Raw genomic sequence first — 13,846 nt, 5'->3', positions numbered from 1 at the left:
CACCCTCGTGGGCTACTACGGGGTCTGCCCCCGGGAGGCCTGGCTCATGGGGCACGCCCTAAGCCCCTTTCCCGATCACGAGCTCCTCGCCTTGGGCAGGCTCCTCCAGGAGACCGCCTACCGGGAGGCCCGCAAGGAGGTGGCCCTCCCGGGGATGCGCCTGGACCTCCTGACCAAGGGAAAGGACGCGTGGGTGGTGGCCGAGGTGAAGCGCCGCTCCGGCCAGCGGGAAGCCCACCTGCTCCAGCTCGGCTACTACCTCCTCCGCCTCGAGGCCTTGGGCCTCCGGGCCCAGGGGGAGCTTCGCTACCCGGAGGAGCGCCGGGCGGAGCGGGTGGCCCTCACCCCGGAGCTCAGGGCCAGGGTGCAGGAGGCGGAGCGGGCCCTCAAGGAGCTTTTGCAACGCCCCCTGCCCCCTCCGCCCAAACGGATCCCCGCCTGCTCGGGGTGCGCCTACTTTGAGTTCTGCTTCGTGGAGGAGAAAGATGGCTAAGCCGGTGTACGTGTTCTCCTCGGGGCGCCTGGGACGCCGGGCCAACACCATCGTCCTGGAAACGGAAGAGCGCAAGCGCCACCTCCCGGTGGAACAGGTGTCCGAGCTCTACCTCTTCGGCGAGGTGGACCTGAACAAGCGCTTCCTGGAGTTCGTCGCGCAAAAAGGGATCCTCCTCCACTTCTTCAACCGCTTCGGCTACTACGTGGGCTCCTTCTACCCCCGGGAGCACCTCTTGAGCGGCTACCTCACCCTGCGCCAGGCGGAGCACTACCTGGACGGCGGGAAGAGGCTGGACCTGGCCCGCCGCTTCGTGGAGGGGGGCCTGGGGAACGTCCTCCGCCTCCTGCGCAGGGAGGAGGCCCGGGGGGAGGGCCTCGAGGCCACCCTGGAACTCCTGGAGGAGCTTTTGGCCAAGGTAGGAGAGGCCCAAAGCGTGGGAGAACTCATGGCCCTGGAGGGCAGGGCCCGGGAGGCCTACTACCGAACCTGGGAGGCCCTCCTGGGAGAGGCTTGGGCCCTGGAGCGCTCCCGAAGGCCGCCCAGGGACCCCATCAACGCCCTGCTGAGCTTCGCCAACTCCCTCCTCTACACGGCCATCCTGGCGCAGATCTACCAGACCCACCTGGACCCCCGCATCGGCTTCCTGCACGAGGCCAACTACCGTCGCCACTCCCTCAACCTGGACGTGGCCGAGGTGTTCAGGCCCGTCCTCGCCGACCGGTTGGTCTTCCGCCTCGTGCGCAGGGGGCAGGTGAAGCCGGGGCACTTCCTCCGAGAGGGGGAAGGGGTCTTCCTCTCCGAGGCGGGAAGGAGGCTTGTAGTGGAGGAGTGGGAGAAGACCCTCCAGACCACCTACCAGCACCGCGCCTTGAGGCGGGCCGTCTCCTACAGGACCACCTTGCGCCTGGAGCTCTACAAGCTGGAAAAGCACCTGATTGGGGAACAGCCCTACACCCCCTACCGCCTGCGCTGAACTTTGACCAAGTCCAAGTTGGCGCCAACCCCCAATCCCCCCCAAAACCCGGGGCTGAGCTCTCATCACTTTCCTCCCCCCAGTTCCTGAAGCAACCTGACCAGCTCCTCCACCACTGCTTCCCTCCAAGGCGGGGGCCCCTGGGCCAGGGCGATCCGGCCCAGACGGAAGAGGCTTTGCCGCTCGGGATGGGCCAGAAGCCGGGGAAGCCATTCCCTGCCCTGCAAGCGCGCCCCCAGAAGGACCAAGAGCGCCATCCCCAAGGCCAGAAGCCATAACCACCCCCTGAGGCTCGCCCCCGTCCGCAGCCGATGGCGGTCCAGCCCAAACCCCTGCCCCTTCAGGTCCCTAAACCCCTCTTCAATCCACATCCGCCACCCATAGGGCGGCTCCCCCCAAAAGGGCCCGAATAGGCCAGATACCAGGGATCCCGACCCCCTGGGTACACCAGGAGGGTGACTTCTACCCCCTCCCCACCGTGTCCGAAAAGGCGGACCTCCTCCCGCAGGGGGTGGACCACACGCTGGTAGCCCTCCTTCAGGGGAAGGCGCTTCCCCCTTGGGGTTCCACCTCCCGGTTCTGCCGCAGGCGGATGAGGAAGCCCATGCCCCACCCCTGGAGCTTTCGCATCAGGGAGACCCGGTCAAAGCCGCGGTCCAGGAGGAAGAGGGGGTATATCCCAGGTCCTGGACGGCGCGGCCCAGGCGGTGGAGGAACTCCTCCTCCACCCGGTTTTGACTGGGGAAAGGGGAGAGGGGGTGAAGAGCGAAGGCCACCACCAGGGCCCTTCCCTTGAGGGGAAGGGCGGCCACCAGGGCTTGGTGCCTACCGTCCTCTGTGAAGGTCCAGTCCACGATGAGGGGGGGGGCGGTCTTTGGGGAAACGAGGGACGAGGAGGGGGAGGAGGGCTTCGGTGAGGGCCCAGGGGTCTTGCAGGGTGGGGTGATGGAGGAAGCGCCAGAGGCGATTGAGGCGGCTTTGGGCCAGGGTGGGGAGGGGGGTTCTGCGGGCGAGGTCGGAGAGGGTGGGGTCCAGGGGGGTAGTGAGGAGGGTGGACAGGAAGAGGGCGAGGTTGGAGCGGATGGTTTTCCTGAGGGAGGCGAAGACCTTATGGACCCAGAGGGTGATAACTTGGGAAAGGGGGGTGGTGGGCGGCACACCTTACTTACCCCCCTCTTCTCTTCCCTTGTCAAGCCCCAGCCCTCAAAGTGATGAGAGCTCAGAACCCGGGGGGGTTGACGCACACCCCCCGACCTGCTACATTGACCCTAGGCGGCTGGGTCTTCCCCATCTCGGCCGCAGAGGTTCTTGAAAACGAAGATTAAAGCTCTATGAGAGCCTGGCGTGCAGGACGAGGCTTTGGCTGTTTTGACCGTACCTATGAGGGTTTGAAACCCGTCTCCAAGCGCAGGGCTACCCGCACGCGGTGGCGTTTTGACCGTACCTATGAGGGTTTGAAACCTCCTCAGGCGGACGGAGGAGGAGTGGGCCCGGGCGAGTTTTGACCGTACCTATGAGGGTTTGAAACCTGGACAGAAAATGGAACGTGATCCCCCCGATTTTTTGGTTTTGACCGTACCTATGAGGGTTTGAAACATGGCCTCCTCCGAGGGGTTGTCGGCCACATACGCCCCGGTTTTGACCGTACCTATGAGGGTTTGAAACTAAAACCCGCCCTCAGGGACGAGGATGCGCCTCGCCCGTTTTGACCGTACCTATGAGGGTTTGAAACCCCTGATTGCCACCGCCACGCTGGGGACGCCATACACGCGTTTTGACCGTACCTATGAGGGTTTGAAACCCCTCTTCATCGGTAATAACCACCGCCCTCCAGTTGTGTTTTGACCGTACCTATGAGGGTTTGAAACGCGAGGAGGTGAAGGAGGTCTACCCCCCTCTCAGTTTTGACCGTACCTATGAGGGTTTGAAACGCGGGAAGGCCCCTACACCCTGGAGGAGGCCATCGGGGTTTTGACCGTACCTATGAGGGTTTGAAACCTGAGGCCTGTCGTTTGGTGGGGCTCGTGGAGGGGGAAGGTTTTGACCGTACCTATGAGGGTTTGAAACTCCCAAGGGACGTCCAGCTCGCTCAGGTCCCGCACGCGTTTTGACCGTACCTATGAGGGTTTGAAACTTTCTGGTCCATCTGGACCCCCAAGCCACAGGTGGGCGGTTTTGACCGTACCTATGAGGGTTTGAAACATACTCCGGGAGTTTTGCGGCCGCGCCCTAACCCGTGGTTTTGACCGTACCTATGAGGGTTTGAAACTTGGTTCGTCTGGGCTAACTTCGTCTGCGCTTCCCTGGTTTTGACCGTACCTATGAGGGTTTGAAACCTAGAGCCTCGGAACGGCGTATGCCGAGCCGGGGTTTTGACCGTACCTATGAGGGTTTGAAACACGGGGTGGCCCACCCCGTACGCTGTTAGCCCGGGAGGGTTTTGACCGTACCTATGAGGGTTTGAAACTTCTTCTCCCTCATCCTTGAGCCCTTTGTGCGGGGCGGGTTTTGACCGTACCTATGAGGGTTTGAAACCAGGCGAACAGCCCTGCATACGCTCCATGCCCGGGAAATGTTTTGACCGTACCTATGAGGGTTTGAAACCTATAATGGCAGTCGTATGAGGTTGAAAGGGGGTGAGAGTTTTGACCGTACCTATGAGGGTTTGAAACCCCGGGCTCACCTGCAGCCCGCTCACCACGTACTTGCGGGTTTTGACCGTACCTATGAGGGTTTGAAACATAGTCTCTCAACTTCATTTCTCCCCCCTCGAAAAGTTTTGACCGTACCTATGAGGGTTTGAAACACCTCCCTAATGGCCCGCCGAAGCTCCGGCAGGGCCATGTTTTGACCGTACCTATGAGGGTTTGAAACGGCGCTTTACCACCCTTTGAGCCCAAGAGATGTACCGTTTTGACCGTACCTATGAGGGTTTGAAACTTTTCTGCCTGCCGCCGTACGCCTGGAACTCGGGGCGTTTTGACCGTACCTATGAGGGTTTGAAACGTTTGACGCGCTCGGTACCTCCGAGGACCTGCGCCGGGAAGTTTTGACCGTACCTATGAGGGTTTGAAACACGTTCCGCTCGTTCAGCCACCGTGCAATTCTTTCCTGTTTTGACCGTACCTATGAGGGTTTGAAACAGAAGCGGGTCCAGGGTGGTGCGGAGCTGACTAAAGGTTTTGACCGTACCTATGAGGGTTTGAAACAGGCCGAGCAGGCGCTCAGGGCGCTGAGCGGGGCGTTTGTTTTGACCGTACCTATGAGGGTTTGAAACCAAGCGACCTCAAAGGGCCAACTACACCACCGCCCCGGAGTTTTGACCGTACCTATGAGGGTTTGAAACAAGTCCGCCGCCATACTGCCCGCCTACGCCGCCGCTCCCAGTTTTGACCGTACCTATGAGGGTTTGAAACCCCAAGCCGTACCCGGGGTTTACGCCGTGCGGCTCCTAGTTTTGACCGTACCTATGAGGGTTCGAAACTCCTCTGGTCCTTTTGCGGAGGGGGGCTTGCGTAAAGGGAGACTTCAGGCTACACTTCCGGCAAAACCATCCTATCGCCGCAGTTCTTCTTAGGGAGGGTCGCAAAGAGTTTATGGAGCCCAAGGAGTGGAAGCTCAAAGCCCTAACGGACATATGGACGGGAGACAGGGAACGAAAGGGAGACCGCCTTACACCCACGGGGCTCATGGGCTCCCTGCGCTGGTGGTTTGAGGTCCTGGTGCGCGGATTGGGGGGAAAAGCGTGCGACCCTACAGCCGAAAACGTACGTTGCCCGGGTGATAACAAAAAACCGCACGAAGGTGGCCACCACTGCGTAGTTTGCGAGCTCTTTGGTTGCACCGGATGGGCACGCAAGTTCCGGCTGATGGTTCTGGACGACAAGGGCCAGGTCATCCAGAACCAGATCCGGGCAGGTCAGACCTTCGTCTTGCGCTTCATCCCCCTGCGGCCCATCGCCCCGGAGGAGTGGTGCCTGCTGGATGCCACCCTGCGCCTGATCGCGGATTACGGCGCTATCGGCGGAAAGACGGTGTTCAAGCCGTCGGATGAGCCAGGACGCGAGAACGTCTTGCATCACAAAGACTTTGGCCTTGTAACCATTGAGCAGCGTCCGGAAGGGGTTGGTTGTAGTCGAGCAATTGCAGAATATGTGCGCGATGCACGGTGGCGCAAGAATTTCAGTGATAGCGCTTTTTCATGGGCTTCGCTGCAAAACTTCTGGTGTGTGAAGGGGCGGTATCTGGCGAGGCAAGATACTGATACCAGCTCTTTCAATTTTGTTATTGGTCGTCCGGAACCTAAAAACCAATCCTCACAGGGTGATTCCTGGCTGGCTGGAAGACGCCCTAATCGGCAATTAGGTATTGAGCCGGAGAGCAAGAAAGTCTTTAGCTTCAAAGAACCTCCGAGGACATTCGGTTTTGTGCAGGACGAAGAGGAGTTTTCACAAATTGTTGAGAAATTACGCATTCTGAGAGACGGTGATGGGAACGGCAGGCAACCGGATCCAGCGTGGGCCTCATTTGATCCAGATAGGGAGTTTCTAAAAGGCAGGCAAATTATAAAGCAACTATTCCAATAGGAGGGGAATGTATGACGTGGGATTATTTTGTTGCTCTATCTGATAACCCTGGCGAGCAAGAAACCCTGGCGCGCCCCGAGGGACTTTCGGGCGGCTTTGTGGATGAGGTATCGGTGCGTTTCTTCCAGGGGGATAAAGAAAGTGCGCGTCGCCGCTATATGGAAGGTGCAAATGGTGATATCAGGTTACCTGAAATAATTTCAGAAAATGCACCCGATTTCTCATCTCTCCCCTCCTCCACCTGGGTTGCCCTTCAGGTAGACTTTGAACTCCTCACCCCCTGGTACTCCAAGGACGACCGCGTCTTTCACCTGCTGGACAACCCGGTGTGCAAGGACCGGGTCTTCGGGGTGCCTTTCATGGCCGCCTCGTCCTGGAAAGGGATGCTGCGCTGGGCCTTCCGAATGTGCACAAAAAAATTGGTCGGACCGGAACAAGAAACCGACGAAGGAAAACTCAAGCAAGCCAAAGCCTGGGAATGGCATCTCTTCGGAAACGAAAAGGGTGAAGGTGAGGAGTTCAGCCGAGGCGCGCTGGTCTTCTACCCCACTTGGTTCAACAAGATCGGCTTTGAGGTCATCAACCCCCACAGCCGGGAGCGCCGCGCCGGCACCCAGCCTATTTACTACGAAGTGGTGCCGCCTGGAGCACAGGGCACGCTCTCGCTCCTCTACGCGCCTTGGCCGGGAATGAAGCCCGCGGTGAAAGCCGAGGAAGTCTTACCGAAACTGTTTGAGGCCGTTGAGGCCTTGCTCACCACCTACGGCATCTCCGCTAAGCGCACGGTGGGTTGGGGAACGGCAAAAATCCTGAAGTGGCGCGCGTTTCACAAGACGGAAGGCACCGTGGAGAAGGACAACCGCGCCGACCTTGAGCGAGAAGTGCAAGCCTGGCTTTCCGCAGGAGGTACGCCATGAGCACTACCTTCTCTCCGGCCGAAACTTTGCGCCAATACCGGCCCCTGCTCCTGGCCGTGGAGGCCATCGGCTGGTTCCACATGGCCGGCAAGGCCCGGGCCGAATTCCTGCGCCGCCAGGGGGGCGAGGGCAACGACTACCAGGAGCGCCAATGGCACAAGCAGGAAACGCCTCCTTTCCCCTGGGATGATCTGCTGGATTGGGTACGGCGGTATTACAGCGCCAGCATTTCTAAGGCCTGGCCGAACACGTTTGCCGACTTTACCGAAAAACACGCGGGGCAAGACCCCGGCCTGTTAGGGCTCCTCCAGGCCGGGCACGGCATCGTCTCCGGCGTGGAAAAGAATCTGCCAGGTTCCACGTCCGAATACCTCAAGCAATATGCCCCTCACATGTGGCTCTCCTCTCCCTGGGGGTATCCCAAGCGCAACCTGCTGGCCGACCCGCCGGAGATCCTCTCGCCGCAGGGCTGGCGCCGGCTGGTGGGCGAAATCCGCCGGGTGCTGGAGGAACTGCGCGACCTGGGCACGCAAAATGTCCAAGATGTGGCCCTCTGGCGGCGCTGGCGGGAGAGCGCCATCGGCGAAGGGTCTTTCATCCGCCGGGCTTTTCTTTCCACCCTGGCCGAGACGCGGTTGCCCAACAACGACGTGACCCTTTGGGACCAGTCCTACGTGGCCGCGGCCCTGTTCAAGAGCGCGGTGGCTGGGGCACTACTAAACAGTAGCTTCCCCTGGCCAGACGACGACATCAAACAAAAGACCCGCTGGCGTCTGCTCACCGTGGCCATCGGCACCGAGCACTACGAGGCCCGCTCGGTGAAGATCGGCGACTGGACGGGCGCCCAGGGCGCGATCATGGAATTCTTCTCCAGGATAGCCGAACTGGTGGAGGTAGACCTGGCCGTAGGCTCCTTGCTTTACCGGGACGGCGCAGTGGTCGTTTTCTCCTTCCCCGGTGAACGGTTTGATGAGGCAGTGCAGGCTAGCTGGCTGAATGGATGGGAGCAGTGGCTACAAGAACAGGCGGACAAAATCGCCCTTGATCTTGACCTGGAAACCCCACCCCATGTGCGCCTGAGCCATCCTACCCGCTCCTTGGTGCCCATGGTGCGGGAGTGGAAGAGAGCGAGGAGCACGGTGGCCATCCCCGTCCACAAGCCGTGGAATATCCGCTGGCTAATGCCTTCTGAAGCCCGTGGCCACGTGTGTCCGGTCTGTGGGGTGCGGCTCAACGGCGACCCCACCAACAAGGGCAAGCCCTGCGCCGTCTGCCGGGAGCGCCGCCATCACCGTCGCGACGCCTGGCTCCAGGGCAAAATGGGCAACGACACCGTCTGGTTTGAGGAGGTGGCCGACCGCAACAGCCGCCTGGCCCTCCTCACCTTCTCGCTGGACCTGGAAGACTGGCTCAGCGGCGAACGGGTGGACAGCCTGCGGGCACAGGCGATTCCAGAATGGGTGCGGTTCAATCCTTGGCTTGATGGCACCCCTAATCCAGTAGATCCGCAACGGCCTTATGGAAGCTTGACGACCTATGTGAAAGGTAAACTTGCTTCTTTTGACCCGAAGGACCCAGTGTTAAAGAACTTGCAAGAGAGCTACCGACACGAAAAGGACTGGCAGTCTTTTTTCCAAAAGGTTGTTGAAGACCGCGCGGACGCGCCTTCTTGGGGGACTCTGAACGACGACCAACGCGCCGTCTGGCTAACCCATCAGCTCTTCCGCAAGCTCCCCTCCCCCGGCCGGGTCTACCGCTTCTGGCGGGAGGCGGAGGAGTTCTTCCGTGACCTTCTGAGAGAGTTCCGTCAGCTGGCCTCCCGCAACGAAAACCCTTGGCGGATACGCCGCCTGGTGCTGAAGCCCCAGGATCCAAGCGGCTGGTCTGACCTCACCCTCTACAACGGCCACTGGCGAGGACAGCCGATCAGCCTGCTCTACGTGGGGAGTTTAGGAGGATTCGTAACCGCCTCTAACCTGGCGAGGCTTCTGCGGGCGGAGGAGGGGATGGACGTCTTTCAGAATGCCAACATCTCGCTGGAAGACGAAGATACACCTAGCCAGCACCGGAATATGACCGTGGATAGGGTCATTAACCGGCCGCAGTCTTACGGGCACCTGGGGGTTTACCATCCCGTGATTCCCTTGGAGGTTTCTCCCCTGCGCTTCCGGGTGCTGGTGCCCCTGGAGGCGGCGTCAGGGTGCGTGGACCTGGCTTTCGCCTGGTGGAAGGAGCGTTTCGCCCGCGTGTGGGACCGCCTCCCCCTCCGCGTAGGGGTGATCGGCTTCCCGCTCCTTGTGCCCTACCAAGCGGTGGTGGAAGCGGCCCGCAACGTGGAGGATGCTCTCGCGGAGGGCGGGGAAACCTGGCAGGTTCGGGAGGTAGAGCGCGCTGGTGGGGCCGTCGCCTTGCGCCTGCAGCGCAAGGACGGCCGTGAAACCCTCCGGATGGTCCCGGTAGACCTCCCTGACGGCCGTCCGGACGTCTTTTATCCTTACGTTGCCGTGGAGGACCCGAAGCCCCGTTTCCCCAAAGACTTCCAACACCCCAACGGGCAAGTCTACCGCCACGTGACCGATCTGCGGCCAGGGGATGGTTTCAAGGTCTTCCCCGCTCGGGTGAAGACCCTCTTCATGGAAAGCGCCGCCGCCCGCTTTGACGTCACTCCTCCACGCTACCTGGAAGACTGGACCGCCATGCGGGAGGTGTGGAGGCTCCTCCAACGGGTAGCCCCCAGCCAGACCGCGCTCCAGCGCCTGCGAAGCGAACTGGCCCGGCTGGAAAAGGATTGGCGATCGGCCGATGGCCGCCTGGAGGCCTCGCCGGAGCTATGGGAGGAAACCCTGCGCAGCGTCCTGGCGCACCATTTGGGCGTGCACGGCGCTGCGTTTGAGGCGCTTACTGCGGCTGCCGTAGACGGCGTGCTGCAATGGGCGCTGGATTGGCATATGACCGCATTGAAAGAGAGCCTGTAAAGGAGGCGCAGCCATGACAAGTTACGCAAAATTTGTCCAGATCGGCCTTGCCCTGGATCCCATCCACGTGGGCGCCGGTGGTGCCCGCATCGGCCGGGTGGACCTGACCATCGTGCGCGACCCGGCCACCCAGGTGCCCAAGATCCCCGGCTCCAGCCTGGCGGGGGTGTACCGGACCTACGTGGCGATGGCGGAACACGAAAGGACCCCCAATCGCCAGGTTGACGGTAAAGAATGGCCGATTTACCCAAATTGTGCTGGCCTGGGGCAACCTAAAGAAAACCAGGCCAGAACGGAAGAAGAGAAAAAGTACCGACGCGGTCACTGCGGCCGGCCCGATTGCCCGGTATGCACTGTCTTCGGCTTCGCCCGCGGCGCGGGCCAGGAGGGCGGCTTCGCCGGTCTGGCCGCCTTCACCGATGCCCATGTGCTCCTCTTCCCCGTCCCCACCCGGCAGGGGCCCATGTGGGTGACGGGGCCCATGGCGCTTCGGCCCATCTACCCGGACATCCAGGGTGTGGACGGCAACAAGGTCTATCTCCAGAAAGGCTCCGATAACCAGCTGAATCTGGGGTGGCTCCTGTTGCCGGTGGAAAAAAGAGATATGGGGGAAATAAAGCAGAAACTTCATGCCTTCGTGTGCTACTTGATCTGGACCCCCGGGGTGTGAAAAAAGAGGGGGTGCCATGCGGCAAGATCGTGAGCACCCCCTTTACCATCTTGACGCAGAGACCCTTCTCGTGGCTATCTACGTCTGGGTAGATGACGAACTGAAAGCCCTGCAGGCCCAAGGATTCAAGCTCCCCCCAAAGCAAAAGCACCAGAAGGCCACCCTGGCCGAGCTCTTGACCCTCGCCATCTTCGTCCTGTTGCAAGGCCAGGACCTCGCCAAAGGCTACCTGGCCGCCAAGACCACCCTCAAGGCCTACTTCCCCTCCCTCCCCCACCTCTCCCGCTTCTACCGGGTCCTTCAGAAGGCTCAGGGGTTGTTGGCTCACCTGGCCATAAGGCTCTCCGGAGGGCAAGGTCTTCTGCAGGTGGTGGACCTCAAACCCATCCCCCTGGCCCACGGCCACCGGATTCACGGCTTGGACCTTCCTGAGGCCGCTGTGGGGGTGGGCCCCCTGGGGGCTTTCGCGGGCTACGTTCTCATGCCGGTGATGAACGAGCGCGGCCTCTTTTTTCGTTGGGCTATCCTCCCCGGGAATGCCCGGGAGACCTGGGGGAGGGACCTGCTGGACGGTCTGCCCGCGGTCTTGGGGGACCGGGGCTTTCGCTGGGTCCAGGGGGTCAAGACGCCACCCTATCGGGTCAGGGGAGGAACGGTGGTGGAGACGGGATGGAAAGAGTGGATGGGGAGGGTACGGAACTGGATTGAGACGCGGTTTAGCGTGATGGTGCGGTCTTTGGGGCTTCATCGGATAGAAGCGCGGTCCTACTGGGGGCTGGTGGCCCGGGTGAATCTCATCCTGCTCGTTCACAACCTCATACGTAGCCGGGTGCTTCTCAGGATGGCCGGGGTGGAGCTATGAGGTAGCACACGAAGGCATGAGTTGTGCGTTCCGGAATACATCCAATCCCGCCTTGCCCTCGTGCCCGACAGTCTCTTCTCCCACATCGTCAACAGCAACCTGGAGGTGCGCACCTCCGTCTCCATCAACCCGGAAACCGGGGCGGCAGAGGAGGGGGCGCTGTTCTCCTATGAGGCCCTGCCGCGGGGCACGGTGCTGGTGTGGGAGATCATCGCCAAGAACCCTGCCCACTTCCAGATTAGCGGGCAAAAGATTACGGCGGTCTCTGACCCGCAAGGGGTTCACGAGGTAGCCCAGAAAGCCCACCCCTACCTGGAGCACCTGGGCATCGGCGGCATGGGCACCCGTGGTATGGGGCGGGTTAAGGTGGTGTACGAGGGCCGACCCGTTCCGCCCTGCAACGGTTCACCCGCAGGCCAAGGAGGGGGTGGCCAGCCATGATGAACCTGGACATCCGGTGTGCCGAGTTGGGGCGACAGCTGGCCTCGGTCCGGGACCAACGGGGCAAGCCTATAGAAGAGAAAGTGCTCAACGCAGCCCTCGCCGTCTTGGAGGAACAGGGGCCGTACGCCATGTTCCTTTACCTCAAGGCGAGGCAAGAAAAGGTGGCGGGCCCAATGGCAGAAAAGTCCTTGGCCTTCTTGAAGGACGTGTTCGCGAAAGAGCTCCAGGAGACCCGTGACATCCTGGAGGCGGTAAAGAAGCTTTCGGAGGATCTGGACAAGCTCCTCTTCGCCCGCGACCTCCTGCGCACGGCCTTAGCCTACGCCCGATACCACGTGAAAGCTAGAGACGAGGGCGCCGCATGAAGTGGGAGCTCTACCGCTGGGTGTGGCGGCTTCGCTCGCCCTTGCATCTGGGGACCGCGCCCGCGGGTTCCCTCAACCGCACCCGGCTCTACGTGCCCGCCTATACCCTCCGGGGAGCGCTGATCAACGCGCTCGCCGGCAAGTTGGGCGTAGGTCCTTCCGCGTACCAGAAGGCCACCCAAGCCCTGGACTCCCGGTTCCGCCTCACCTACCTCTTCCCTGCCGAGCGGGAAGGGGACAAGTGGTTTGCCTGGCTACCCCGCTACAAGGAAGGCCAGGGCCTGGTTTGGCAACGCGAGGGTAGAGAGGATTCTATCCCGGACCGCCGCTTCCGGATGAAGCTCCTCTCCACCCGCACCAGCACGGCCATAGACCCGGGAAGCGATACCGCCTCCGACGGCACCCTTAGGGAGGTGGAGGTCATCCACCCCTGGTTCGCCGGGGAAGAGCCCCGGGAGGTGTTCCTGGTGGGTTATGTTCTCTACCTGCCGGACTCCTCTAAGGGCTCAGCCTCCCCCGGGGGCCTCGAGGCCCAGGCCAACCGGGAGGCTACTCCTGTGGAGGAGGAGGCAAAGAAGTACCTGCTTGAGGAAAAGGGGCTCGAGGTCTTCGTGGGCGGGGAACTCCGCTACGGCCTCGGCAGGATAGAACTCGTGCACCGGAGCCAAGAAGCAAAAGCTTCCCTATGGGATGTCCAAGTAGACCCCAACCAAAACGACCCTGTTGTAGACAGGCCCGGACTCCTCTTGGCCCACGGGTTCGCGGGCGGTGATCAAGGCGAATTCAAAGGTTCCCGGGAGTGCGTTGCGGTGTGGGACAACGCACCCGGCAGAGGAGGCCTCAAGAGCCGGGGCCTGGCCTGGACACCGGGCACGATCCCGCCAGAGCTACGCTGGCGCATCCGTGAGGACGGGTTCTGGGAACCGGCCTGATCGGGGCGGCCCCAACACGCGACTTTTGAGCTGGTCCCAAAAAGCTTGCCCCATCGGTCCGGAACCGGCCTAGAATAAAGGCGTGCGCGCTCGGCGCAAACTTCGCCTGGTCTTGCGGAACAAAGAGGGAAGGCAGACCCTGGTGGTCCCCCTGCTCCTCTTCGCCGCGGCCCTTCTGAACCTCGGCAAGGTGGTGTTTCGCTGGAGCGACCTGGCCGTCCTTTGGCTCGTTTTTTCCTGAGCGAGGCCTCCCGCCTTTCCTCCACCCCCTGGCCCCCTCTCCCCTTCTGGGCCAGGCTGGGGCTCCTTTTCCGCTTCCTCCCCGCCCGGGAGGAGCGGGGCGTGCTTGCGGGGAAGCCCTTTAGGGGGCGCCTTCCCGTCCTGGCCTACGACCTGGAGAGGGAGGGGTTCGCCTTCGGGCTTCTGCCCGAGGGGGTCTCCTTAAAGCTTCCCGAACTCCTCTTCGCCGCCCTCCTGGAGGCGAACCCCTTCCGGAACCCCCACAACCCCTGCCCTGGAGGAACGCCCCTCGTCCTTCCCTGGGGAGAGGGAGAAGTCCACCTGTGCGCCCCACGGGAGGCCCCGGAGCTTGGATGGGCGAAGTTTCGCCTCTTAAGGGTGGGGGC

At 61.7% G+C, this 13,846-nt stretch carries 11 protein-coding genes, 1 pseudogene and 1 CRISPR repeat array; of the genes and pseudogenes, 11 read left to right on the top strand and 1 reads right to left on the bottom strand.

Features of this window, described 5'->3' with window-relative positions; all coding sequences use genetic code 11:
• The first annotated feature begins 7 nt into the window (after window positions 1-7).
• Window positions 8-493 (top strand): CRISPR-associated protein Cas4, encoded by a 486-nt coding sequence (gene cas4 / locus TthTMY_RS04970; RefSeq protein ID WP_229365150.1) that lies wholly within the window; start codon window positions 8-10, stop codon window positions 491-493.
• Window positions 486-1,469, top strand: coding sequence for a type I-B CRISPR-associated endonuclease Cas1b (gene cas1b / locus TthTMY_RS04965; RefSeq protein ID WP_096410491.1), 984 nt, complete (start codon window positions 486-488; stop codon window positions 1,467-1,469). Before cas4 ends, cas1b begins: the two co-directional genes overlap by 8 nt.
• A gap of 65 nt (window positions 1,470-1,534) precedes the next feature.
• Here cas1b and TthTMY_RS04960 read toward each other — a convergent pair.
• A pseudogene (locus TthTMY_RS04960) lies at window positions 1,535-2,627 on the bottom strand (IS4 family transposase).
• Between the two features lie 207 nt (window positions 2,628-2,834).
• Window positions 2,835-4,953: direct repeats of the CRISPR family, unit length 30 nt; unit sequence GTTTTGACCGTACCTATGAGGGTTTGAAAC.
• Between the two features lie 112 nt (window positions 4,954-5,065).
• Between TthTMY_RS04960 and cmr1 the strand changes: the two are divergent.
• From cmr1 to TthTMY_RS04915, 9 genes are all read left to right on the top strand, one after another.
• Window positions 5,066-6,055 carry a type III-B CRISPR module RAMP protein Cmr1 gene (gene cmr1 / locus TthTMY_RS04955; protein WP_096410489.1) on the top strand — a complete coding sequence of 330 codons (990 nt, stop codon included), beginning with the start codon at window positions 5,066-5,068 and terminating at the stop codon, window positions 6,053-6,055.
• Between the two features lie 11 nt (window positions 6,056-6,066).
• Complete coding sequence (locus TthTMY_RS04950; RefSeq protein WP_096410488.1) at window positions 6,067-6,972, top strand: RAMP superfamily CRISPR-associated protein; 906 nt, start codon at window positions 6,067-6,069, stop codon at window positions 6,970-6,972.
• Window positions 6,969-9,947 carry a hypothetical protein gene (locus tag TthTMY_RS04945; RefSeq protein WP_223903494.1) on the top strand — a complete coding sequence of 993 codons (2,979 nt, stop codon included), beginning with the start codon at window positions 6,969-6,971 and terminating at the stop codon, window positions 9,945-9,947. The genes TthTMY_RS04950 and TthTMY_RS04945 overlap by 4 nt, the downstream gene beginning before the upstream one ends.
• Before the next feature lie 13 nt (window positions 9,948-9,960).
• Window positions 9,961-10,617, top strand: coding sequence for an RAMP superfamily CRISPR-associated protein (locus tag TthTMY_RS04940; protein ID WP_096410486.1), 657 nt, complete (start codon window positions 9,961-9,963; stop codon window positions 10,615-10,617).
• Window positions 10,618-10,633: 16 nt separating this feature from the next.
• A complete protein-coding gene (locus TthTMY_RS04935) occupies window positions 10,634-11,479 on the top strand; it encodes a transposase (RefSeq protein ID WP_096410485.1) in 846 nt (281 codons plus the stop codon).
• Between the two features lie 21 nt (window positions 11,480-11,500).
• Complete coding sequence (locus tag TthTMY_RS04930; RefSeq protein WP_223903493.1) at window positions 11,501-11,920, top strand: RAMP superfamily CRISPR-associated protein; 420 nt, start codon at window positions 11,501-11,503, stop codon at window positions 11,918-11,920.
• Window positions 11,920-12,288: a hypothetical protein gene (locus tag TthTMY_RS04925; protein WP_223903492.1), complete on the top strand. Its 369-nt coding sequence runs from the start codon at window positions 11,920-11,922 to the stop codon at window positions 12,286-12,288. The genes TthTMY_RS04930 and TthTMY_RS04925 overlap by 1 nt, the downstream gene beginning before the upstream one ends.
• The gene (locus tag TthTMY_RS04920; RefSeq protein ID WP_096410483.1) at window positions 12,285-13,220 is read left to right on the top strand and encodes a hypothetical protein; all 936 of its coding nucleotides are present in this window, start codon (window positions 12,285-12,287) and stop codon (window positions 13,218-13,220) included. The genes TthTMY_RS04925 and TthTMY_RS04920 overlap by 4 nt, the downstream gene beginning before the upstream one ends.
• Before the next feature lie 82 nt (window positions 13,221-13,302).
• On the top strand, window positions 13,303-13,461 hold the full coding sequence (locus TthTMY_RS04915; protein WP_223903491.1) for a hypothetical protein: 159 nt from the start codon (window positions 13,303-13,305) through the stop codon (window positions 13,459-13,461).
• The last annotated feature ends 385 nt before the right edge of the window (window positions 13,462-13,846 follow it).

It is taken from the genome of Thermus thermophilus (assembly GCF_019974155.1).
Classification (GTDB): Bacteria; Deinococcota; Deinococci; order Deinococcales; family Thermaceae; genus Thermus; species Thermus thermophilus_C.
Note: the sequence above shows the minus strand (reverse complement) of the source record. Positions and strands in the feature narration are given on the sequence as shown.